The 22,094-nt window shown below is 48.4% G+C and carries 21 protein-coding genes; 8 read left to right on the top strand and 13 right to left on the bottom strand.

Annotation, left to right across the window (positions count from 1 at the left end; genetic code table 11):
- Positions 1-82: 82 nt before the first annotated feature.
- The 3 genes from nudB to K9N75_RS10385 form a co-directional block, all read right to left on the bottom strand.
- Complete coding sequence (nudB, locus tag K9N75_RS10395; RefSeq protein ID WP_008813300.1) at positions 83-517, bottom strand: dihydroneopterin triphosphate diphosphatase; 435 nt, start codon at positions 515-517, stop codon at positions 83-85.
- Positions 517-2,307, bottom strand: a complete 1,791-nt coding sequence (aspS, locus tag K9N75_RS10390; protein WP_224452557.1) for an aspartate--tRNA ligase — start codon at positions 2,305-2,307, stop codon at positions 517-519. Before aspS ends, nudB begins: the two co-directional genes overlap by 1 nt.
- Positions 2,308-2,415: 108 nt before the next feature.
- Positions 2,416-2,619 (bottom strand): FmdB family zinc ribbon protein, encoded by a 204-nt coding sequence (locus K9N75_RS10385; RefSeq protein WP_004090264.1) that lies wholly within the window; start codon positions 2,617-2,619, stop codon positions 2,416-2,418.
- A 414-nt stretch (positions 2,620-3,033) separates the two neighbouring features.
- Between K9N75_RS10385 and K9N75_RS10380 the strand changes: the two genes are divergently transcribed.
- Both K9N75_RS10380 and K9N75_RS10375 read left to right on the top strand, forming a co-directional pair.
- Positions 3,034-3,852, top strand: coding sequence for a DUF72 domain-containing protein (locus tag K9N75_RS10380; RefSeq protein WP_039187696.1), 819 nt, complete (start codon positions 3,034-3,036; stop codon positions 3,850-3,852).
- 139 nt (positions 3,853-3,991) lie between these two features.
- Positions 3,992-4,387 carry an MAPEG family protein gene (locus tag K9N75_RS10375; RefSeq protein WP_008813297.1) on the top strand — a complete coding sequence of 132 codons (396 nt, stop codon included), beginning with the start codon at positions 3,992-3,994 and terminating at the stop codon, positions 4,385-4,387.
- A gap of 612 nt (positions 4,388-4,999) precedes the next feature.
- On the opposite strand, the gene K9N75_RS10370 is transcribed toward K9N75_RS10375, so the two are convergent.
- Positions 5,000-6,361 carry an amino acid permease gene (locus tag K9N75_RS10370; protein WP_008813296.1) on the bottom strand — a complete coding sequence of 454 codons (1,362 nt, stop codon included), beginning with the start codon at positions 6,359-6,361 and terminating at the stop codon, positions 5,000-5,002.
- Between the two features lie 251 nt (positions 6,362-6,612).
- Between K9N75_RS10370 and cmoA the strand changes: the two genes are divergently transcribed.
- Positions 6,613-7,455: a carboxy-S-adenosyl-L-methionine synthase CmoA gene (gene cmoA / locus K9N75_RS10365; RefSeq protein ID WP_371419401.1), complete on the top strand. Its 843-nt coding sequence runs from the start codon at positions 6,613-6,615 to the stop codon at positions 7,453-7,455.
- Positions 7,452-8,423: a tRNA 5-methoxyuridine(34)/uridine 5-oxyacetic acid(34) synthase CmoB gene (gene cmoB, locus K9N75_RS10360; RefSeq protein ID WP_008813294.1), complete on the top strand. Its 972-nt coding sequence runs from the start codon at positions 7,452-7,454 to the stop codon at positions 8,421-8,423. Before cmoA ends, cmoB begins: the two co-directional genes overlap by 4 nt.
- 113 nt (positions 8,424-8,536) lie before the next feature.
- Here the strand turns inward: cmoB and cutC are convergent, their stop codons facing one another.
- Positions 8,537-9,292, bottom strand: coding sequence for a copper homeostasis protein CutC (gene cutC / locus K9N75_RS10355; protein ID WP_004090284.1), 756 nt, complete (start codon positions 9,290-9,292; stop codon positions 8,537-8,539).
- A 272-nt stretch (positions 9,293-9,564) separates the two neighbouring features.
- Here cutC and K9N75_RS10350 point away from each other — a divergent pair, with 272 nt between their 5' ends.
- Positions 9,565-10,707, top strand: coding sequence for a MalY/PatB family protein (locus K9N75_RS10350; RefSeq protein WP_008813292.1), 1,143 nt, complete (start codon positions 9,565-9,567; stop codon positions 10,705-10,707).
- An 82-nt stretch (positions 10,708-10,789) separates the two neighbouring features.
- Here K9N75_RS10350 and K9N75_RS10345 read toward each other — a convergent pair whose 3' ends face one another.
- Positions 10,790-11,353 (bottom strand): VOC family protein, encoded by a 564-nt coding sequence (locus K9N75_RS10345; protein ID WP_039187694.1) that lies wholly within the window; start codon positions 11,351-11,353, stop codon positions 10,790-10,792.
- A 234-nt stretch (positions 11,354-11,587) separates the two neighbouring features.
- On the opposite strand from K9N75_RS10345, the gene argS reads away from it, so the two are divergent.
- A complete protein-coding gene (argS, locus tag K9N75_RS10340) occupies positions 11,588-13,318 on the top strand; it encodes an arginine--tRNA ligase (protein WP_224452556.1) in 1,731 nt (576 codons plus the stop codon).
- Between the two features lie 87 nt (positions 13,319-13,405).
- On the opposite strand, the gene K9N75_RS10335 is transcribed toward argS, so the two are convergent.
- The 5 genes from K9N75_RS10335 to rimJ form a co-directional block, all read right to left on the bottom strand.
- The gene (locus K9N75_RS10335; protein WP_224452555.1) at positions 13,406-14,164 is read right to left on the bottom strand and encodes a PA3715 family protein; all 759 of its coding nucleotides are present in this window, start codon (positions 14,162-14,164) and stop codon (positions 13,406-13,408) included.
- A 46-nt stretch (positions 14,165-14,210) separates the two neighbouring features.
- Positions 14,211-15,749, bottom strand: coding sequence for a murein biosynthesis integral membrane protein MurJ (gene murJ / locus K9N75_RS10330; protein ID WP_008813288.1), 1,539 nt, complete (start codon positions 15,747-15,749; stop codon positions 14,211-14,213).
- Between the two features lie 143 nt (positions 15,750-15,892).
- The gene (locus tag K9N75_RS10325; RefSeq protein ID WP_224452554.1) at positions 15,893-16,804 is read right to left on the bottom strand and encodes a Gfo/Idh/MocA family protein; all 912 of its coding nucleotides are present in this window, start codon (positions 16,802-16,804) and stop codon (positions 15,893-15,895) included.
- Positions 16,805-16,814: 10 nt separating this feature from the next.
- On the bottom strand, positions 16,815-17,471 hold the full coding sequence (locus K9N75_RS10320) for a DUF480 domain-containing protein (RefSeq protein ID WP_224452553.1): 657 nt from the start codon (positions 17,469-17,471) through the stop codon (positions 16,815-16,817).
- A gap of 40 nt (positions 17,472-17,511) precedes the next feature.
- Positions 17,512-18,096: a ribosomal protein S5-alanine N-acetyltransferase gene (gene rimJ / locus K9N75_RS10315; protein ID WP_008813285.1), complete on the bottom strand. Its 585-nt coding sequence runs from the start codon at positions 18,094-18,096 to the stop codon at positions 17,512-17,514.
- A 292-nt stretch (positions 18,097-18,388) separates the two neighbouring features.
- Here rimJ and mdtH point away from each other — a divergent pair, with 292 nt between their 5' ends.
- Entirely contained in the window at positions 18,389-19,594 is a 1,206-nt protein-coding gene (mdtH, locus tag K9N75_RS10310; protein ID WP_008813284.1) for a multidrug efflux MFS transporter MdtH, read from the top strand.
- Positions 19,595-19,972: 378 nt separating this feature from the next.
- Positions 19,973-20,536, top strand: coding sequence for a lipoprotein (locus K9N75_RS10305; protein WP_008813283.1), 564 nt, complete (start codon positions 19,973-19,975; stop codon positions 20,534-20,536).
- A gap of 93 nt (positions 20,537-20,629) precedes the next feature.
- On the opposite strand, the gene K9N75_RS10300 is transcribed toward K9N75_RS10305, so the two are convergent.
- Both K9N75_RS10300 and K9N75_RS10295 read right to left on the bottom strand, forming a co-directional pair.
- Positions 20,630-21,208 carry a TorD/DmsD family molecular chaperone gene (locus tag K9N75_RS10300; protein ID WP_008813282.1) on the bottom strand — a complete coding sequence of 193 codons (579 nt, stop codon included), beginning with the start codon at positions 21,206-21,208 and terminating at the stop codon, positions 20,630-20,632.
- A 79-nt stretch (positions 21,209-21,287) separates the two neighbouring features.
- Positions 21,288-22,025 (bottom strand): phosphatase, encoded by a 738-nt coding sequence (locus K9N75_RS10295; protein ID WP_130955155.1) that lies wholly within the window; start codon positions 22,023-22,025, stop codon positions 21,288-21,290.
- Positions 22,026-22,094 lie beyond the last annotated feature (69 nt).

Raw genomic sequence — 22,094 nt, 5'->3', positions numbered from 1 at the left:
GACAAACTTTACGCCTGTTAGGATGAATAGTGGCAAACGCCAAAAGTTAACCTCTTAAACGATTTGCCACACAGGCACTTAATCAATGAACGAGTTCTTCAATCGCCTGCCGGTTGCTCCACGACTTGGTGAGCTGGGCAGCCTGCTCAACGTCTAGCCATTGATAAGCCAGATGTTCCGTCAGCGGGATCTCTCGCTCCGACGGCAGCGCCAGACAGAACCAGTGCTCCAAATTGCGAGTCACACCGGGTGCATAGCGATGGCGTAAATGCGCAAATAACTCAAACTCCACACAGTGCTGACAGTCCGTCAATAACAGGTTTTCACCTGTAATATCAATACCCACTTCTTCCTTTACTTCACGCTGTGCGGCGTGCGGCGCAGATTCGCCCTCTTCCAGACTGCCGGTAACCGACTGCCAAAAATCAGGATCGTCGCGCCGCTGTAACATCAGCACCCGACCACTCTGGCGAGCATAAATGACCACCAGAATCGACTCAGGACGCTTATATGCCATTAGGCTTTCTCTGCTTCGTCTGCGCTGTCCTTTTTGGCAACCACAGAGATAGAGAGTTCCTGCAATGACGCAGGATTTGCAAAACTTGGGGCATCGGTCAGAGGATCAGCCGCTGCCGTTGTTTTAGGGAACGCAATAACATCGCGGATGTTATCGGTACCGGTCAACAACATCACCAGACGATCCAGACCAAAGGCTAGACCTGCATGTGGTGGAGTACCGTATTTCAGCGCGTCCAACAGGAAGCCAAACTTATCGCGCTGTTCCTGTTCAGTGATCCCAAGAATACCAAATACGGTTTCCTGCATTTCGCCGTTATGGATACGCACAGAGCCACCGCCTACTTCATAGCCGTTCATGACCATGTCGTATGCGTTAGCAATTGCGCCGACGGGATGAGCCTTCAGCTCGGCTGGGGAGATATCGCGTGGCGCAGTGAATGGATGGTGCATCGCAGCCAATCCACCTTCACCGTCGTCTTCAAACATAGGGAAGTCGATAACCCACAGCGGAGCCCAGCTATCTTCGTTAGTCAGCTTCAGTTCGCGCCCCACCTTCAGACGCAACGCGCCCATCGCATCGGTAGCGATTTTGCTCGTGTCGGCACCAAAGAACAGAATGTCTTCACTTTGCGCACCGGTACGTTCCAAAATAGATTCTAAAACATCAGCGTTCAGGAATTTGGCAATTGGGCTTTGAACTCCTTGCATTCCCGCAGCACGGTCATTGACCTTCATCCATGCTAAACCTTTAGCACCATAGATGCTGACGAACTGACCGTATTCATCAATGATTTTACGCGTCAGATGTGCACCACCGGGTACGCGCAGCGCAATGACTCGGCCTTTAGGATCATTCGCTGGACCGGAGAAGACTTTGAAATCAACGTCTTTAACCAGATCGGCAACGTCCACCAGTTCCAGTGGGTTACGCAGATCGGGTTTGTCGGAACCATAACGACGCATCGCTTCAGCAAACGTCATCACTGGGAATTTGCCCAGATCAACACCCTTGATTTCCTGCCATAAAGAGCGAGCCAGTTCTTCCATCACTTCACGCACTTGTTCTGCGCTCATGAAGGAAGTTTCCACATCGATCTGAGTAAATTCAGGCTGACGGTCAGCACGCAGGTCTTCATCGCGGAAGCACTTAACGATCTGATAGTAGCGATCGAAACCAGACATCATCAGCAGCTGTTTGAACAACTGTGGAGACTGCGGCAATGCGTAGAACTTACCTTTATGCACACGGCTTGGAACCAAGTAGTCGCGCGCACCTTCAGGCGTTGCCTTGGTCAGCATCGGCGTTTCGATGTCAAGGAAACCGTGGTTATCCATGAAACGACGCACAAACGCAGTGATGCGCGCGCGCGTTTTCAGACGCTGTGCCATTTCTGGACGACGCAGGTCGAGGTAACGATATTTTAGGCGATTTTCTTCACTGTTAGTCTGGTTGAAATCCAACGGTAAAGGTTCTGAACGGTTGATGATAGTCAGCGCGTGACCAAACACTTCCACTTCACCCGTGGACATCTCTTTATTCTTTTGGCTATCTGGACGTGCACGCACGGTACCCGTGATTTGCACACAGAATTCGTTACGCAGCTCTGAAGCCTGCTGGAACGCTTCCTGATGATCCGGATCGAAGAATACCTGTACCACGCCTTCACGGTCACGCAGATCGATGAAGATTAAACCACCCAGATCGCGGCGGCGATGTACCCAACCGCAAAGCGTCACTTCCTGACCCTCATGGGACAAATTCAACTGCCCGCAATAATTAGTACGCATAACGATATCCTTTGGCTTTCTTATATACTTCACCGATGCCGCACCCGAACGTAGGCCGGGTGGGTGCTGCCTGTGCAGCCCTATTTAAACTAGTTAACTCAGTGCTTTCTAATTCTCTGACTTCACTGACTTTGGCTTAAAGTCAGTGGCATACCATCCGGTCCCCTTCAATTGGAAACCCGCGGCAGAAACGCGTTTTTTCAGCGTCGGTTTTCCACACGCCGGACAATCAACCAACGGCGCATCAGACATTTTTTGCAATTTCTCTAACTGATGATTGCAGTCGCTACAAGCGTATTCGTAGATCGGCATAGCTAGTGATAGATTACATGTTTGATGAAAAAAGGCGGCTATTATAAAGGAAATTCACCGCTGCGATAAGAGCGGGCGCGCACTTTGCGCGGAATCTCGCCATCGATTAAAAACCACCCATTTTATTGCTTTTAAGGCGCTATCGGCCCAGCTGTTTATTTTTACAGCGAAATAGTACATGACTGTCCATTTTGACGCTTATCCTAATCAATAAGAGTTGATAAGAATCAATCAAATACTACAAATTCGTCGTCGAATAGATATTTTGCCCTTCACAACTTAACGGAACCTATCAGGCAATAGGTACACCACGATGTGCTTGAAAGTCTTGGAGAAACAAATTACGCCCGCTCTCATCCAAGGCGATCATCTATGGTATATTTTTTAAAGTCCCTACTCAGGAGCAACGTAGAAATGATGTATATCGGTTTGCCTCAGTGGCAACATGCAGCTTGGCATAAAATTGGATTACGCGACCTTGCTGATTACAGCCGATATTTTAACTGCGTCGAGGGCAACACCACATTTTACGCACTACCAAAGCCAGAAATTGCCAGACGCTGGCGTGACATGACCGATGATAATTTTCGTTTCTGCTTTAAATTTCCGTCGATCATCAGCCATCAGGCCGCGCTCATACAGTGCACTGAACAGCTTAGCGCCTTCTACTCCAGTTTACAGCCCGTACATTCACGCATCGGTCAGCTTTGGCTACAACTTCCCGCCGCCTTTGCGCCTCAGCATTTACCGCGTCTGTGGCAATTTTTAGATGCATTGCCCAAAGAATTCACCTATGGCGTAGAAGTACGGCACCCTGATTTCTTTGCCAAAGGGGAAGCTGAGCGTGCGTTTAACCGCGGCCTGCATGAACGACAAATTAACCGAGTCTTGCTAGACAGCCGACCGGTGCATCATGCCAAACCTCTCACACCCGCGGTACGCGATGCACAACAAAAAAAGCCCAAGCTCCCTGTTCACGCTGTACTCACTGCTGATAACCCACTGGTGCGTTTTGTTGGCGGTGATGTTTTAGAAGACAACCGTCTTTGGCTGCAACAATGGGAAAAGAAATTAGCGGATTGGAGCCATAGCCATACTCCTTATCTTTTTATTCATACGCCTGATTGCACAGATGCGCCACAGCAGGCTCGCGCACTTTGGCCATTGCTGAGCCAAAAGATAAAGCATCTTCCACCACAGCCAGATTGGCCGTTGCAAACCTCGTTATTCTAGAATCTAGGTCACAAGTTTAACCGAACTGATGGTTTAACGAACGAACTCCGTACCCGCCAGCGATTTTTCCTAGGGACAATTTTCCGATGTCTCGCTATTATTCATCTGCCGGTAAATTATTGGGCGATGGAGCTAAAAAATGGTAAGCGCGCTTTATGTCGTGCTCGGCGCACTGTTATTGATCAAGCTGTCTTTGAACGTCGTCAAACTGCGTATGCAGTATCGTGTGGCCTACGGTGACGGCGGGTTTTATGAACTACAGACTGCGATACGTGTTCATGGCAACGCAGTGGAGTACATTCCTATTGCAGCCATTTTGCTTGTCATGATGGAGATGAATGGCTCTCTGATCTGGATGATTCACGTATGTGGGATCCTTTTGATCGCGGGTCGGTTGATGCATTCTTATGGATTACGCCATCGTGAAATTCGCTGGCGCCGTTCTGGAATGAGTGCAACCTATATCTCACTGGTATTGATGGTTTTAGCCAACCTCTTCTACCTGCCATGGGATCAGATGTTTACGCTAGATTAATGCCTTTCTTAAAAGAGTCTGTGTTAAAGGAGGAGAGTTTCCTCTCCTCCTTAGATGCGACTTGAATCAGCTAACAAACCTTAACGCTGCTTCAAGCAGTTGCACGACGGCAACCATGAATTTCGCAAGAACCGTCAATAGTTCAAGAAATTTCATACGCTCTCTCCGAGTAAGGAGCACTAACGATGGCTTTGCCTTTCCGCTGCCTATCAGCCATCGGATTGTTGAAAAACACTAACGTGCTTCCTTGAGTTAAGGCACCAATCGACACCACTCGCTATTGGCTAGGACTTAAAACTCGTTGCCCGTTTGCGGCTCAGAACACGTTACGCCTTTCAACAAAAGTGATTATATGCCAGAATACTGTATATGCAACCAGTTGTTTTAATGCTGTTAGTTAAGATTGTTGTAATGCCCAATGAATTGACTTGCTCTGCTTGCCATCATATATTTATCACGTTGAAGAACACTAACGTGCGCCGCGGCTACCAACCGCAGCGGAAAACAAAAAAACCTCGTTTATCCACGAGGTTTTTTTGTTTTTGTCGCACACGTCGGAGACGCCAATAAAAAAAGCAATCCGCAGATTGCCTTTTCGATGTGACTTTTTGATTAAATCTTCGCTTTCTTACGAGAGAGCAAAAAACCAACCCACAGCACTGCAACCCAAATAGGTAACAGGATCACTGAAATTCTAATACCTGGGGTCATATACATAATCACCAGAATCAGGGCTAAAAATGCTAGGCAGAGATAATTACCATACGGATACCACAGAGCTTTAAATGCGGTCGTAACACCTTGCTGATTCTTCGCGGCTTTAAACTTAAGATGCGCCATACAAATCATCACCCAGTTAATGACCAGCGTTGAAACCACCAAGGCCATCAATAGTTCAAACGCCTCACCCGGCATAAGATAATTAATCAGCACCACCGCAGACGTCGTCAGCGCGGACAAACCAATAGAGAGAATGGGCACGCCTCGGCGGTTAACTTTTGTCAACACCGCGGGCGCATTACCCTGCTTTGCCAAACCGAAAAGCATTCGGCTGTTGGAATAGACGCAACTGTTATACACAGACAATGCGGCGGTCAACACGACAATATTGAGCGCGGTCGCAACCCAATTGCTATCCAATGCATGGAAGATCATCACAAAAGGACTTCCCCCCTGCACAACGTTTTGCCAAGGATAAAGCGACAACAAAACGGTCAGCGAACCAATATAGAAAATCAGGATTCTATACACGACTTGGTTTGTGGCTTTAGGGATACTTTTGCGCGGTTCACTGGCTTCAGCAGCAGTAATGCCTACCAGTTCCAGCCCACCGAATGAAAACATAATGACCGCCATAGCCATAATCAGCCCATGCCAGCCGTTGGGGAGGAAGCCACCCTGCGTCCACAGATTAGTGATACTGGCCTGTGGTCCACCAGAGCCGGATGCTAGCATCCATGCGCCAAAGACAATCATGCCGATAATGGCGCCAACCTTGATGATTGCAAACCAGAATTCGGTTTCACCGTACACACGCACGTTGACCAGATTGATAATGTTAATGATGACAAAGAACCCTGCCGCAGACATCCACGTGGGAATATCAGGCCACCAGTACTGGATATAAATACCTACCGCCGTCAGCTCAGCCATTCCCACCAGCACAAACATGACCCAATAGTTCCAACCTGCTAAGAACCCAGCAAAGCTGCCCCAGTACTTATAAGCAAAGTGACTAAATGATCCAGCGACCGGCTCCTCAACCACCATTTCGCCCAGTTGGCGCATGATCAGGAAAGCAATAAAACCACCGATAGCATAGCCGAGTAAAACGGATGGACCCGCCATTTTGATCGTTTGCGCAATACCCAGAAATAATCCCGTACCAACGGCACCGCCCAGTGCTATCAGTTGGATATGTCTATTCTTTAATCCCCTTTGCAGGGTTTCTTCTTGTTGTTGCAGATCGCCCATTTTTTCCTCTGTGCGATAGCGTCATTAGCGCTGTGTGAACGCTGAACCGTGGCGCATCGTATTATTTTATTTACATTGCGGGCTGCTTTGTATCACTTCCTGACTATTGCAATCAAGCCAAACTTCATGCTAGGCATGCTAACTGTTGCCAGTTTATCCAATCGTCAACGCACTTATTTGTGCTATATCTGCCACGCACAACCCTCTTATTCGCGAGGGAATAGCCGCAACAGGCGTTTATCTGCTAAAATATGCGCCCTTTGTTGAAACCGCATGCATCCTTGCTTATGTCAAACCGCGATACACTTTCTGATAACACTTTTGATGCCGCTTCAGGTGGCAACGACGGTAGCGCTGACCGCGATACGCTTTTCTCGGCCCCTATTGCCAAACTTGGGGACTGGACTTTTGACGAACGCGTCGCCGAAGTCTTCCCCGATATGATCCAACGCTCAGTGCCGGGTTATTCCAACATTATTTCTATGATCGGAATGTTGGCAGAGCGCTTTGCCCAGCCCAATACTAAAGTGTATGACTTAGGCTGCTCGTTGGGTGCTGCGACGCTCTCCATGCGTCGTAATATTCGTGCGCAAGGATGCCAGATCGTCGCCGTCGATAACTCTCCCGCGATGGTTGAACGCTGCCGCCGCCATATTGACGCCTTCCGAGCTCAAACGCCGGTTGAGGTTATTGAAGCCGATATTCAAAATATTGCTATCGAGAACGCCTCTATGGTGGTGCTCAATTTTACGCTGCAGTTTTTAGCCCCAGAAGAACGCCAGTCTCTACTGAATAAAATTTATCAAGGCTTACTGCCGGGGGGCGTTTTGGTGCTGTCTGAGAAATTTAACTTTGAAGACAAAACATTAGGTGAATTGCTGTTTAACATGCACCACGACTTCAAACGTGCCAACGGCTACAGTGAGCTAGAAATCAGCCAAAAGCGCAGCATGTTAGAAAATGTGATGCTGACTGACTCGGTCGAAACACACAAAAGCCGACTGAATCAGGCTGGTTTTGAACACGCTGAAATATGGTTCCAATGTTTTAACTTCGGCTCCTTGCTGGCCGTAAAAGGAGACGTCGTCGCATGATCGAATTTGGTAATTTCTATCAACGAATCGCAAATAGTCCTTTAAGCCACTGGCTGGAGGTTCTGCCGGCACAGCTAGCCGCATGGCAGCGTGAGTCGTTGCATGGCAAATTTAAAGACTGGTTTAACGCCGTCGATCGTCTTCCTGAAATGACACCACACTCTCTGGATTTGCTCAATGGCGTTCGCGCTCAAGCAGAGCCTGAACTGGGGCCGGGTCAGAAAGAAGGGATTGAGAAAATGCTACGCGCACTGATGCCGTGGCGCAAAGGGCCATTTGATCTATATGGTATCCACATCAATACCGAATGGCGTTCAGATTGGAAATGGGAGCGTGTATTACCGCACATTTCTCCTCTGGAAGGTCGCACTATTCTTGACGTCGGCTGTGGCAGCGGATACCACCTATGGCGCATGATTGGTGCAGGGGCACATTTCGCCGTGGGTATCGACCCTATGCAACTGTTCCTATGCCAATTTGAAGCGGTACGTAAGCTGCTGGGTGGCGATCAACGCGCGCATCTATTACCGCTAGGCATTGAGCAATTGCCAGAGCTCGCCGCCTTCGACACGGTATTTTCCATGGGGGTTTTATACCACCGCCGTTCGCCGCTCGATCATCTATATCAGCTAAAAAATCAGTTGGTGAAAGACGGTGAGCTAGTACTGGAAACCATTGTCATCGAAGGTGATGAAAATCAGGTGTTAGTACCTGGTGACCGCTATGCTCAGATGCGCAATGTGTATTTCATTCCATCGGCTAAAGCACTGGTTAAATGGTTGGAAAAATGCGGTTTTGTCGATGTACGCATCGTGGATTCTTGCGTGACCTCATTAGAGGAGCAACGCCGTACTGACTGGATGATCAGCGAGTCTTTAGCAGAGTTCCTCGATCCCAACGACCAAAGCAAAACCGTGGAAGGCTACCCAGCACCAATTCGCGCGGTTATTGTTGCCCGTAAGCCTTAATCCACAATGGGCGAAAAAAAGCCCCAACGATTTTTGTTGGGGCCATACTGTTTAGCGAAACTTCCACTAAAATTCGTACTACTTCTACTGGAACTGTACGACACACGTCTGCATCATGCAGAACGTGGAAACGGCTCACCCAAGCTTAACGCCGTTTTCATCGCTTCAACCACTTCGCCATCTACACAATAGTGGGTGAATTCATCAAATTCACTGTCTGAACACATCGTGACGCCAGCTTTACGATAACGCATTTCAGAAGGCACCATATGACCAGCGGAGCTGTGCACCTCAGTTAATCCAATCTCTTGAAACTTGTGCAGATTGGTTAAGCGCACGCCTGCACCTGCCATAATGACTGGACCTTGTGTGGCATTCAGTAGCTCTTTCAGTAGTGGCAGCCCGACCTCAGCGCTCTGCTGCTGACCCGATGTCAGAATGCGCGCAATCCCTAAATCGGTCAACTGGCTCAATGCCACCATCGGACTTACACACATATCAAATGCACGGTGGAAAGTGATGGCCATATTGCCACTCAGCTGCATCAGCTCACGCATTCTTGGCAAATCGATATGCCCTTCCGCATCTAACAAACCAACAACCGCACCGGGAAACCCCATATCGCGAATCATTGCCATGTCATTTTTCATCACTTCAAAATCAGTATAGCTATAACAAAAATCTCCGCCGCGAGGACGAATAATAGGATGCACAGGGATAGAAACCTTATCTCTCACCCATTTCAACGTGCCATAACTTGGCGTTAAACCCCCATCTAACTGGCTGGCACAGAGTTCTATGCGATCCGCACCGGCACGTTCCGCCGTGAGGGCGCACTCTGCCCCAAAGCAACAAATTTCCAATTTCATACTAAAATACCTCCAAAAAACCGCCAAGACAGACTACGTTACGTGAAAACTTTTCATTCCGACGCATTGATGCTTGAGAAAGAGGAGCCTTCTCGCGTAGGCTGAAAAAAACCGTGATATATCTCACTCTCGGTCATGAACTCTTGATACGCTAAATACTCTTTATGCAGACACGCAAAAACATCACTGGCTGATGATAACCATGATAATTTCGTCACTCGTGTTGCAATTGCCTACTGGGCAGGAACTAAGCCTACTAAAGGATGAATACTATGACATTCAATTTTGATGAATGGGTCGACAGAAGTCACAGTGATAGCCAGAAATGGAACAAATATGCGAACAAAGACATCATTCCGATGTGGGTCGCAGATACCGACTTCCGCTCACCACCCGCTGTGATTGACGCTCTTCAAAAACGCGTTGCAGAGGGCGTGTTTGGCTACGGCGACCCATCACAAGAATTGGTGCAGATATTTATCAAGCGCATGCGCGATTTATATCAATGGGATGTGAAGCCTGAGTGGCTGGTATTTTTGCCAGGTATGGTATGTGGTTTGAACTTAAGCGTGCGTGCATTTACCGATCCACAACAGCATACGCTGGCGCCGTTCCCAATTTATCCGCCGTTTGTTAAATCATCCCGTTTCGCACATCGTCAGCAGTTGCAAATTCCAGTCAAGCTCAATAACCAACGCTGGGTGATGGATTTAGCGAGCGCCGAGCAGCAACTCACCGGTAACGAAAAACTTCTGATGCTGTGTAACCCACATAATCCGGGCGGAACGGTCTATACACGAGAAGAGCTCGAAGAACAGCTCGCCTTTGCTCAACGCCACAATCTTCTGATTTGTTCGGACGAAATTCATTGTGACTTACTGCTAGAACCCGGCGTTAAGCACGTCCCAATTGCTTCACTCAATGATGACGCCGCACAGCGCAGCATTACGCTGATGGCGCCATCCAAAACCTACAACATTGCAGGCTTAGGTGCGACGATAGCGATTATCCCGAACAAAAATCTGCGCGATCGTTTTATTACCGAACGCACCGGCGTCGTCCCGAGCGTGGATATTCTGGCCTACGTCGCGGCTGAAGCCGCCTATCGCGATGGCCAAGAATGGTTGAATGCGCAGCTAGACTATCTGCGCGGCAACCGAGATCTGCTCGTTGCCAGAATTAATGCGATGAAAGGTCTATCTACAGTTAACCTTGCAGCGACCTATCTCGCGTGGGTTGATGCCTCAGCGCTACCGGTGGACAATCCCCATGCGTTCTTCGAGCAGGCGGGCGTGGGTTTATCACCGGGCGCAGACTTTGGTAATGCTAAATTTGTACGCATTAACTTTGGCTGTAACCGTGGACTGTTAACAAAAGCACTGGATCGTATGGAAAACGCAATAAACGCGCTCTAAGCCTGCTAAAAAAAGCGCCGTTATCTCTACGATAATGGCGTTTTTTTTGATTTCTTATATCCGCAATCGACCAACCGTGACGTTATTGCTGCTCACTCGCCACGATTTCACGAATAGAATACGGGTGAAACTTGATGGTAATCTCACCGTCGGTGACAGCCAACGTTGGGTTAGGTAAACGTTCCGACTCCCCTTTTGGGCTACTAAATTTTAGCTTGATCCCCGGAGCCAGCAGCGCTGAATCGGATAACAACTCAAGTGCTCGTGGATGTAAGGTCTCAGGATCGCCTGCAATAACCAGCTCGACATGCTCCCAACCTTCGTGTGGGTAGCGCTTTTCGCCGGGGTACGGCAACTCTACGCAGTCAATCTGCCACGGTCCCACCGATAATGGCTGATGTAAATCAAACAGACAGATTGGGCGACCATTAATCATATTTTCAGACAACAACGAGCTACATGTTTCAAACCCACTGCGCCAGCGCTCGGCCGTGGCATTTTGATGACAACGCAGAGAAATATGATCGGCACTAAAGGCAGAGAGATCCAATTCCAACTTATCTGCAAAAATTTGCAGCAGCGCGGTAAAACGAACCAGATCGGCCTCCAGATCATGTAGCGCATCAATGTCTGCTAAAAATGTCATTTCCACTCTCTCTCCGCTATCAGCAAGGTTGCGTACTTTACCTGCTCTTTTAGCAGACTTCCATGCCCTATTTATTCCCAGAATCTGCGCAGCTTAAGCGCATGCTTGCTGACTCATGCTGCGAATTGACATATAATTATCGGCTGTTTTGGTGTGAATACACCTTGATGAACGAACTCACATATAAAACGCCGTCGTCACACACGTCAGGCTTTACAAATTTAAGGTAACCCGGTGAATATTCAGGCACTTCTTTCAGATAAAGTCACCCAGGCTCTGGTGGCTGCAGGCGCTCCTGCTAATAGCGAAGCTCTTGTCCGTCAATCCGCGAAAGCACAATTTGGCGACTATCAGGCCAATGGCGTCATGGGCGCGGCCAAGAAACTGGGTATTGCACCACGACAACTGGCAGAACAGGTATTAACTCACCTTGAATTGGACGGTATCGCAAGCAACGTTGAAATCGCTGGTCCGGGCTTCATTAATATCTTCCTCGACCCAGCATGGCTGGCAAAACAGGTTGAGATGGCACTGGCCGATGAGCGCCTTGGCGTTGCCGCGGTTAAGCCACAAACCATCGTGGTTGACTACTCGGCACCTAACGTAGCCAAAGAAATGCACGTGGGTCACCTGCGTTCAACCATCATTGGTGATGCTTCCGTTCGTACGCTTGAGTTCCTCGGACACAACGTCATTCGCGCTAACCATGTCGGCGACTGGGGTACCCAATTCGGTATGCTGATCGCTTATCTGGAGAAAATGCAAAACGAACACGCGAATGAGATGGATCTCTCCGATCTGGAAGCCTTCTATCGCGAAGCGAAAAAGCACTACGATGAAGACGCTGAGTTCGCCGAACGTGCACGTGCCTATGTGGTTAAACTCCAAGGTGGCGATGAGTACTGCCGCGAAATGTGGCGTAAGCTGGTCGACATCACCATGTCTCAAAACCAGAAAAACTACCAGCGCCTGAACGTGACCTTAACTAAAGATGACGTGATGGGTGAAAGCCTCTACAACAGCATGTTGCCGGGCATCGTAGCCGACCTGAAAGCTAAAGGACTGGCTGTTGAGAGCGAAGGCGCAACCGTTGTATTCCTCGACGAATACAAAAATAAAGAAGGTGAGCCTATGGGCGTCATCATCCAGAAAAAGGATGGCGGCTACCTGTACACCACCACCGATATTGCCTGTGCAAAATATCGTTATGAAACTCTCGGAGCCGATCGTGTGCTGTATTACATCGACTCTCGTCAACATCAGCACCTGATGCAGGCATGGACTATCGTACGTAAAGCGGGCTATGTGCCTGACTCCGTCAGCCTCGAACACCATATGTTCGGCATGATGCTGGGCAAAGACGGCAAGCCGTTTAAAACCCGCTCTGGTGGCACCATCAAACTGTCTGACCTGTTGGATGAAGCCGTTGAACGCGCAGGTAAACTGATTGCAGAGAAGAATCCAGATCTGAGCAGCGATGAACTGGCGAAGCTGGTTGAGGTGGTTGGTATTGGCGCGGTGAAATATGCGGATCTATCAAAGAGTCGTACCACAGACTACATCTTCGACTGGGACAACATGCTCGCGTTTGAAGGAAATACGGCGCCCTACATGCAATACGCCTATACCCGTGTGTCTTCAATCTTCAAGCGTGCGGGTATCGACGAACAGTCACTGAGCGGTAACATCGTCCTCACTGAAGACCGTGAAAAAGCGTTGGCTGCACGTTTGATTCAGTTTGAAGAAACCATCACGCAAGTTGCCCGTGAAGGTACACCGCACGTGATGTGTACTTATCTGTATGACTTAGCGGGTCTGTTCTCCAGCTTCTATGAAGCCTGCCCTATTCTTACCGCAGAAAGTGAAGAACAGCGTAACAGCCGCTTACAGCTGGCTGCGCTGACAGCAAGAACGCTGAAGACCGGATTAGATACTTTGGGAATTGAAACCGTAGAGCGCATGTAATTCATCGCTGCGTTATTTAACGCAGGTTACCCCACAAAAAACGGCTCACATGAGCCGTTTTTTCAATGCTAAATGTCCCCAATATACTCAGAACTGGCTTTCATCAAAAAGTCGTTGTTTCTTATCGACTGAATAATTAATGCCATTGAAGTGTAAGGTATAGTTAGCCTGCGTCTTACTCACCGCAGTATCCTCGCAGTCATTGTTTCTTTTGGCTGACTCTGTATGGGTCGAGACTTCATGTACGCTAAGATCGGCAAAACCGGAGGTTGACGTTTTTGAAATAGAGAGGGTTCGAGTTGTTTTATCAGAATACCCCGCGCAATCACCATCCCACTCTGCACCAAAGTCCTCAACCGTGAGTTGATTTACCATCAACGGTAGCGCTCTGTCTTTCAGTACATATAAATTGAGATTGCTATAATAAATAGGGTTTACTCGGGAGGATCCATGGCTGTTAAACCTAACACCGAATGCCCTCAGTTCCGGCGTAAGCTGATAACGAGCGGTGTCAATCGTGACATGGCTTAACGCAATTGCATCGTTAGTAATGGCATGTGGATGATAGTTGCGGGCTAAGATCTTTCCCGATTGTGTATCCGTGACCACAACATCTACGTCATAGTCATAAACGTCGCGATCTCTTTCTTCTGGCTGATTAACTAACATCACCATAATGGTTTTATCCGGCGAGTATGGCCAAACTTTGCATACATTCAAATTATCATCATCCACCGTCCGTTTGCCGTAAAGCTGGTGAGACAAAGATTTAAGTTGCTCTTGGCAATCAGCCATTGCGATAGGTGCTATAACCATAGCACTGGCAAAAATCAAAAATCGTTTCAATCTGTCATCCTTAACAAGTACTGGCCTAATGAGTTTTCAGCGGCGATTAGACCACAACGTTTCTTGTAAAATCTCGCACACGAAAACCGAGCAGCGCTAACGCCGCAAAATAGGAACCAGCCCCGACCACCACAACCAGCAATAACCGCAGAATGCGCATCAGCATATTGCCAGTATCCCATGCAGGCATGAACCACATCATTCCAATGAGCACCGCCGCCATGACAACGACCGCAATCACGAGCTTAGTCAGGAATAGCACCCATCCAGTCTGCGGTATATACATCTTTTGCTTACGCAGTTGCCAGTAGAGCAAGCCCGCATTAAGACATGCCGCCAGCCCGATAGAAAGTGACAGTCCAGCATGTTTAAATGGCCCGATAAAAGCTAAGTTCATTAACTGAGTCATAATCAACGAGGCTATTGCGATTTTTACCGGCGTTCTAATGTTCTGATGTGAGTAAAAGCCCGGAGCTAGAACCTTCACCAAAATAATCCCCATCAAACCGACGGAGTAGGCAATCAAAGCCCGCTGAGTCATCTCAGTATCAAAGGCCGTGAACTGACCATACTGAAACAGGGATGCGATCAAGGGTTTGGATAAAATCCCCAAAGCCACCGTACTTGGCAATGCCAGAACAAAGCACAGGCGTAACCCCCAATCCATCAAACGAGAATAATCGTCTAAACGACCGCTAGAAACGCTTTTTGCCAGCGAAGGCAGCAAAATAGTGCCTAAAGCAACACCGAGAACACCTGATGGAAATTCCATCATACGATCGGCGTAGTACATCCATGAAACTGAGCCAGACACCAAAAATGAAGCAAAAATAGTGTTTATGATTAAGGATATTTGGCTGACTGAGACACCAATAATCGCTGGCCCCATCAATCTCATCACTCGCCAAACGCCAGCATCGCGAAGATTGATTCGCGGTAATACCAACATGCCAATTTTTTTCAAATGTGGCAGTTGGTAAGCCAATTGCAGCACGCCACCCACGGTCACTGCCCAAGCTAAAGCCATAATCGGCGGATTAAAATAAGGGGCGGCAAACAACGAGAAGCCAATCATGCTGAGATTTAAAAACGTGGGTGCAAAAGCAGGTACAGAGAATCTGTTCCACGTGTTAAGCACTGCCCCCGCTAAGGAAGCTAAAGAGATAAGCAAGATATAAGGGAAAGTAATACGCAGCAACGAAGCGGTGAGCTCAAACTTGTCTGGATCGCGGAGAAATCCAGGAGACGTTGCCCAAATCACCCACGGGGCAGCAATCATCCCAAGGACAGTAACTAAAGCTAACACCAGCGTCAACATTCCACTGACGTAAGCGACAAAAGTACGCGTAGCCTCTTCGCCCTGCTGGCTTTTGTACTCTGCCAAAATGGGGACGAAAGCCTGAGAGAAGGCGCCTTCTGCGAAAATACGCCTCAATAGATTAGGCAGTTTAAAGGCAACAAAAAAGGCATCTGTCGCCACGCCTGCGCCGAAAATTCGCGCCACAAGCGCATCCCGCGCAAATCCCAACACGCGCGAGAACATGGTCATCGAGCTGACCGCCGCCAGTGATTTTAATAAATTCATGAGTTAGTTTTTTCAACGGTTGCAACCCCTGCAGGTTCACAGCAAGGGCGATTAAGGAGCACTAGTCTACTTATCTGTGGCGGAAGATCTAGCCGGAGATGTTACAAACCAATAGAACACTGACTAAAAATCAACGATTAGCCCTATTGAGAAAGCAAACTTTCTACTATTCGTTGAGCGGCAATAGCCTGTTCTCCCGAGGTTAACGGTGCCGTCTGATTTTCAACACAATCGATAAAGTGATTCACCGCCCCGACAAAACCGCGCTGCTCCAACGTAGACTGCCAGCTAGGAGTGGATGATTCGCTAAGCACGGTATCACGCTCAATACTGAGGCTACGCAAATCCAGCGCATCATAGATCGCACCAGAGGTAACCACCTGCATAACCTCACGCTGCGAGCCCGCGGCACGATGCATTGACGTCGTTATCTGAGTCTGACCCGCGCTAAAATGGTGCTCGGCATAAATCATCTGCCCGACATCATTGGTATGCAGAATCCCCGATTTCAGCTTCAGATTTCTACCACTCATCCAGAGCGCGGTATCAATGACGTGAAGATAGTCGTCCAACAAGGTAAAACGCACATCTTTAGGACCAATATTTTGATGGCGGTGTTTATCCATGCGGATCGATGCCACGTTATGCGCCTGCTGTTTGATTTGCATATAACGCGGCGCGAAACGGCGGTTGAAGCCCACCATTAAACGACAGTTTTGCTGTTCGGCCAGCGCAATCAGTTGTTCTGCTTGCGCGATCGTTTCCGCCAATGGCTTATCGACATAAACGTGCTTACCACGCTGTAAAAGATCGCGAACCACCTCGAAATGCGTGTTCGTGCTGCTATGCACAAACAGTGCATCACACTGCTGAGCCAGCTCATCCAAACGAGCAAAAGCCTGCATGCGATAGCGGTCACACACGGCTTGTGCTTTGCTTCGCGTCGGAGAAAAACCGCCCACTAACTCCCAGCGTTCGGCCTGGCTGAAAATAGGTAAATAAGCCTTTTGAGCGATCCCCCCCAGCCCCACAACGCCAATCCGTAATTTGGTCATAGAAGATCCCTTAATCTGCAAGGTGAGCCAATAGGCTATCTACGCGCGCTTTGAGCTCGGCCACTTCGGCTTCTAACAAGGCAACGCGTTCAGCCAACGAATCATCACCCAGCGTAGCCATTAAGTTGTCTGTCGCAGAGGTGGCTACATTTTCTACTTCGCCGCTGAACAGATGCGCATAGCGGCTTTCTCGCTTACCCGCTTCGCGTTGCAAACGAACGACAAATGGCCCATCCTCACGCGCCGCCAGCTCATTCAACACCTGTTCTACCTGAGTCACATCGCTAAACTCATACAGGCGATTGGTACGCGTACGAAGCTCCCCCGGCGTTTGCGGTCCGCGCAGCAGCAAGCAACACACCACGGCCACTTCAGCCTCAGAGAATTTCAGATTACCAAACTCAGAGTTACAAAACCGATGCTCATATTTCATCACTCGGCTGCCGGGAATACTTAGCGAGCGCACTTGATGCTTTTTCATCAGCATATCCAACGTCGACTGAACGTCAGACTCACTCAATTCAAGCACCGGTTCTCGGTTGGTTTTCTGATTGCACGCCGTGGTCAAGCCATTGAGAGAAAGCGGATATTGATCGGGCGTGGTGACCTGTTTTTCCAAAAAACAGCCAATAACGCGAGCTTCGAGCGGAGATAATGGATTCTTCATGGGTTTACTATCCTTTTGTACATGAATTGTACGAGACTCACTAACGCGGAGCTGTCCATTCCTGATTAATCAGCGCAGTCAACACGTGATCCTGCCACTTACCGTTAATCAGCAGATAATCTTTGGCGTAACCTTCTTTTTCAAATCCCATACGTTTAAGCAACGCACCACTACGCTGATTATGTGGCATATAGTTCGCCATAATACGGTGCATGCGCTGCTGGCGGAACATATAACGAATCGCCGCCTGCGCACCTTCATACATCAGTCCCTGCCCTTGCCATTTCTCGCCCAAGGAATAGCCGAGATAACAGGCATGAAAAGAGCCGCGCAGCACATTGCTAAAATTAGCCACGCCACGAACCTCATTTTCATTCTGATCGAGCAGCAAAAAATAGTAGGCACTGCCTTGTTTTTGTAATTCATTAATCAGCCCGAGTCGGGCTTGCCATCCAGAAGGATAACAGTGGCTTTCATCTCGCACTGGCTCCCACGGTTTCAGGAACTCACGATTCTCTGCGTAATAGTCTGCCAAGCGATATGCATCGCGGTCATGAACCAAACGCACCACCATCCTATCGGTGATTAAACGAACTTTTGGACCGCTATTGTGATAGCCAAACATCTATCCTCCAGCATCACGCAAAAAATATTCATTACACATCACTATAACCGCTCTTTCTATCGTGGGTAAAACCTCCACTGTTGCTAAATTGCTCACTTAGATAGGATTAATCGCTTTTTATTACGTTTTTGTTGTCCAGTTAACGGTTGAAGCCTCGTGCCTCATAATCAAAAGCATTACTCCACGTACTATTTACGAAAAAATATTATTAATCAGCACTATACCCACGCTAAAAATGGGTAGAAAATGAACGGGTAAATCCCTCCTTTTCTTTTTTCGCTGATGGTGAAACATGTCGCTGGTATCGCAAGCTAGGAGCTTGGGTAAGTACTTCTTATTACTAGATAATCTGCTGGTTGTCCTGGGTTTTTTTGTCGTATTCCCTCTGATTTCAATTCGTTTTGTTGACCAGCTTGGCTGGGCTGCCGTGGTCGTAGGTGCAGCGTTGGGATTACGCCAGCTTATACAGCAAGGGTTAGGGATTTTCGGTGGTGCCATCGCCGACCGTTTTGGTGCCAAACCGATGATTGTTATTGGTATGCTGCTGCGTGCTGCAGGTTTTGCATCGATGGCCGTTGCCAGCGAACCGTGGATTTTGTGGCTATCCTGCGCGCTTTCTGCGCTCGGCGGTACGCTGTTTGATCCTCCTCGTACCGCGTTGGTGATTAAACTCACTCGCCCGCACGAGCGTAGCCGTTTCTATTCGTTGCTGATGATGCAGGACAGTGCCGGAGCGGTCGTAGGCGCGTTGATTGGTAGCTGGCTGCTGCAATATGATTTCCATTATGTTTGTTGGGTCGGTGCGGCCATTTTTGTACTGGCAGCCCTCTGTAACGCATGGCTATTGCCGGCCTATCGTATCTCTACCGTACGTGCGCCAATCAAAGAAGGCATGATGCGCGTCATTCGCGATCGTCGTTTTCTACTCTATGTTTTGACGCTAACGGGCTATTACATGCTGGCAGTGCAGGTGATGTTGATGCTGCCAATTATGGTTAACGAAATAGCGGGTACACCAACCGCCGTGAAATGGATGTATGCCATAGAAGCGACGCTATCACTGACGCTGCTCTATCCTATTGCTCGCTGGAGCGAAAAACATTTTCGTCTTGAGACTCGGTTGATGTTTGGCCTGCTTATCATGACGATCAGCATGTTTCCCGTTGGTCTCGCCACTGAAATTCGCACGCTGTTCATTTTGATTTGCTGCTTCTACTTCGGTTCTATTATCGCAGAGCCAGCCCGCGAAACCCTCAGCGCATCGCTGGCCGATCCGCGCGCACGGGGGAGCTACATGGGCTTTAGTCGCTTAGGTCTAGCGCTCGGTGGCGCTATTGGGTATACCGGCGGCGGTTGGATGTATGATACAGGGCAAGCGCTAGGTACGCCGGAGCTGCCGTGGTTCTTACTCGGCGTGGTCGGTTTAATGACGCTGGCATTACTTTACTGGCAATTCAATCAGCGCCGCATTGCTCCCGCAGTATTAGGGGGTGGTTGACCCCTTCCCTTTGGCCATTAACCGCGTTCTGAATTTTAGTCATTATCCGATTCAGAACGCGGTTTAATCCGTCTAAATTGCGCTAATCGCTTCACGCATCCATACATTAATTTAGCCTTAGCAAGTGAAGTGTTTCCCCTGCCCGCTGCAGCGTTAACAGGATGAAACAGAACGTCTCTTTTTATACGAGGTTAATCTATGTCACAATCATCGTCATAGATTTTATACCCATCATACTTCAAGCTGCATGTGCTTTGGCTGGTCAAATTCGCTCCTGACAAATTTGTCACCAACTTGCCGCTTCAATGCAACTCGAATTATTTAGAGTATAGTTTTTTAATTAGCACGCTTATTTTCGGTATTAAGAGGTCAGATAGTATGAAAAAGGTTATTTATCTCGCAGGGATCGTTGCTGCCGGGCTGGTATTGTCGGCCTGTAATAAGCTGACCCAATACACAATTACCGAGCAGGATATGAATCAGTACCTGCAAAAGTATAATAATTTCCAAAAACAAATTGGAATTTCCGGTCTGGTGAATGCGGATATCACCGTCGATCAATTGAGCAGTCAAATTGGCCGTACCGACCCCAATAAAATTACGTTAACCGGTCATGCAAAAGTCAATATCAGCTCGATTCTCGGCCCACAAACCAGTGATATGCAAATCACACTTCAAGCGCAGCCCGTATACAACGCTGAGCAAGGTGCGATTTTCCTACGCGATATGGAATTAACTGATTACACGGTTAAACCTGAAAAAATGTCTGGCGTGATGAAGGCCGTCGTGCCCTATTTAAATCAGTCACTAAAAACATATTTCAACGAAAAAGCTGTATATACGCTCGATCCTAATAAGAGCGAAAAAGAAGCCTTAGCGAAAAAGTTAGCAAAAGGCATCGAAATTAAACCAGGTGAAGTCATTATTCCCTTTACAGACTAATTATTTGTTAGTCTTTATCTGACGCGATAAAAAAAGCCTGTTCTCATCATGAGCACAGGCTTTTATTTATTCAGACCCCAACGGGAGGCTCGACTATTCTGCGTCGTTTTCTTCTGCAGAATCGACACTTTCAGACAGTTCATCCCACATTGCTTGCACGGCTTCGCGGGTCAGTTCAGCCAGCGTACGATAAAACGCCGTGGTTGAATGCGCTTCAACCTTACCTAAAAATTTACCGCACCACGGCAAGAGATACTCATCAAACAGCGTGATTTGCGCCTGAACTTCATCTTCTGCTGACTGATCTTCCAGCCATGAGGCTGCCAGCAATAGTTGACCAAATGAATCTGATGCCTGCTCACCCAATGGCATTCCACGCTGGGTCAAAAAGTCACGAACGTCTTGTTCGCTGGCATTTTCCTGATAGTCACTGCGGTGAAGATCGACGGAAGCCTCGTCACCAATAAACATGGCGGCATAGTCTGCACTCAGAGCAGCACGATCTTTAGCCGCCGCTTGCAAGCGGGTCAACAACGCATCTTGCTCGATAGGCCAAAACTGTTGCAGCTTGCCCTGTGCCATCAGGTCAAAGACCGGGGTCAATAATGCGTCTTGCGGCTGACGGGAAAATAAACTGCCCAGTAAACGGCAAATAATAGAAAAATCGTTCATCTAACATCCTGAAAAATAGGGCCTGATAAGCACAGCCTAGATAGGTGACACCGTCACTTAAAACGGTTCAACCATAAATTTACCAATCGGCAAGTTCGGGAATAGCACGCTTACCCCGCGCGACCAAAAAGTCGAGTAAACGCCGCGGCGATACATTCAGCACGCGCTCCTGCGGGAAGTTTACCTCATTCATGATGCGGATACAGTGATCAAAATTTCCCAGAGAAAATGCTACGTGAGAATCAGAGCCTAAGGACAGATAGCCACCGGCGTCACGAACCGCCTCTGCAACCGCACGGCAGTTATCTTCGCTACCGATCCGAGAATGGGTAAATGAAGAGTTATTCAGCTCAAGCGCCACATTGTGTCGCGCGGCAGCTTCAGCAACGGCGCGGATATCAATGGGAAACTTGGGATTGCCGGGATGGCTGATAATATCGGCATCACCATTTTCTATGGTGGCAATCATCGCCTGTGTATGGCTATCGCGGTCGCGCGGCGCAAAAACGGGCTCATGGAATCCGGCAATAATCAGATCCATCTCTTCGAGCATTCGGCCTGTGCAATCAATTTCGCCCTGCGTGTTTTTAATGTTGGATTCAATGCCACGCAAAATAGCAATGTCGTCCACCACGCGTGGCCACACACGCATATTCATAAAATGCCAATAATGCGGCGCATCAGCCATATCAGGACCGTGGTCAGTGATGGCAAACAGTTTGATTCCGCATTTCTTTGCTTGAGCAATATAATCGTGGAGGGTGCTATAGGCGTGGGTGCTTGCCACGGTGTGCATATGTAAATCTACGGGATACATGGCTTCTCCTGTCTATAGCCTGTCAGTTTTAGTACCGACAGGCGATTCCCTATAAGGTTAGCAAATAGG

The sequence above is a fragment of the Hafnia paralvei genome (assembly GCF_020150375.1).
GTDB lineage: Bacteria > Pseudomonadota > Gammaproteobacteria > Enterobacterales > Enterobacteriaceae > Hafnia > Hafnia paralvei.
Note: the sequence above shows the minus strand (reverse complement) of the source record. Positions and strands in the feature narration are given on the sequence as shown.

Coding starts and splice junctions, on each gene's coding strand:
- cutC (WP_004090284.1), bottom strand. CDS start 9,292: ATGAAATTGGAAATTTGTTGCTTTGGGGCAGAGTGCGCCCTCACGGCG.
- rimJ (WP_008813285.1), bottom strand. CDS start 18,096: ATGTTTGGCTATCACAATAGCGGTCCAAAAGTTCGTTTAATCACCGAT.
- aspS (WP_224452557.1), bottom strand. CDS start 2,307: ATGCGTACTAATTATTGCGGGCAGTTGAATTTGTCCCATGAGGGTCAG.
- murJ (WP_008813288.1), bottom strand. CDS start 15,749: ATGAATTTATTAAAATCACTGGCGGCGGTCAGCTCGATGACCATGTTC.
- cmoA (WP_371419401.1), top strand. CDS start 6,613: ATGCGCCCTTTGTTGAAACCGCATGCATCCTTGCTTATGTCAAACCGC.
- K9N75_RS10325 (WP_224452554.1), bottom strand. CDS start 16,804: ATGACCAAATTACGGATTGGCGTTGTGGGGCTGGGGGGGATCGCTCAA.
- mdtH (WP_008813284.1), top strand. CDS start 18,389: ATGTCGCTGGTATCGCAAGCTAGGAGCTTGGGTAAGTACTTCTTATTA.
- K9N75_RS10385 (WP_004090264.1), bottom strand. CDS start 2,619: ATGCCGATCTACGAATACGCTTGTAGCGACTGCAATCATCAGTTAGAG.
- cmoB (WP_008813294.1), top strand. CDS start 7,452: ATGATCGAATTTGGTAATTTCTATCAACGAATCGCAAATAGTCCTTTA.
- K9N75_RS10380 (WP_039187696.1), top strand. CDS start 3,034: ATGATGTATATCGGTTTGCCTCAGTGGCAACATGCAGCTTGGCATAAA.
- K9N75_RS10305 (WP_008813283.1), top strand. CDS start 19,973: ATGAAAAAGGTTATTTATCTCGCAGGGATCGTTGCTGCCGGGCTGGTA.
- K9N75_RS10300 (WP_008813282.1), bottom strand. CDS start 21,208: ATGAACGATTTTTCTATTATTTGCCGTTTACTGGGCAGTTTATTTTCC.
- K9N75_RS10375 (WP_008813297.1), top strand. CDS start 3,992: ATGGTAAGCGCGCTTTATGTCGTGCTCGGCGCACTGTTATTGATCAAG.
- K9N75_RS10345 (WP_039187694.1), bottom strand. CDS start 11,353: ATGACATTTTTAGCAGACATTGATGCGCTACATGATCTGGAGGCCGAT.
- K9N75_RS10370 (WP_008813296.1), bottom strand. CDS start 6,361: ATGGGCGATCTGCAACAACAAGAAGAAACCCTGCAAAGGGGATTAAAG.
- K9N75_RS10350 (WP_008813292.1), top strand. CDS start 9,565: ATGACATTCAATTTTGATGAATGGGTCGACAGAAGTCACAGTGATAGC.
- K9N75_RS10320 (WP_224452553.1), bottom strand. CDS start 17,471: ATGAAGAATCCATTATCTCCGCTCGAAGCTCGCGTTATTGGCTGTTTT.
- nudB (WP_008813300.1), bottom strand. CDS start 517: ATGGCATATAAGCGTCCTGAGTCGATTCTGGTGGTCATTTATGCTCGC.
- K9N75_RS10295 (WP_130955155.1), bottom strand. CDS start 22,025: ATGTATCCCGTAGATTTACATATGCACACCGTGGCAAGCACCCACGCC.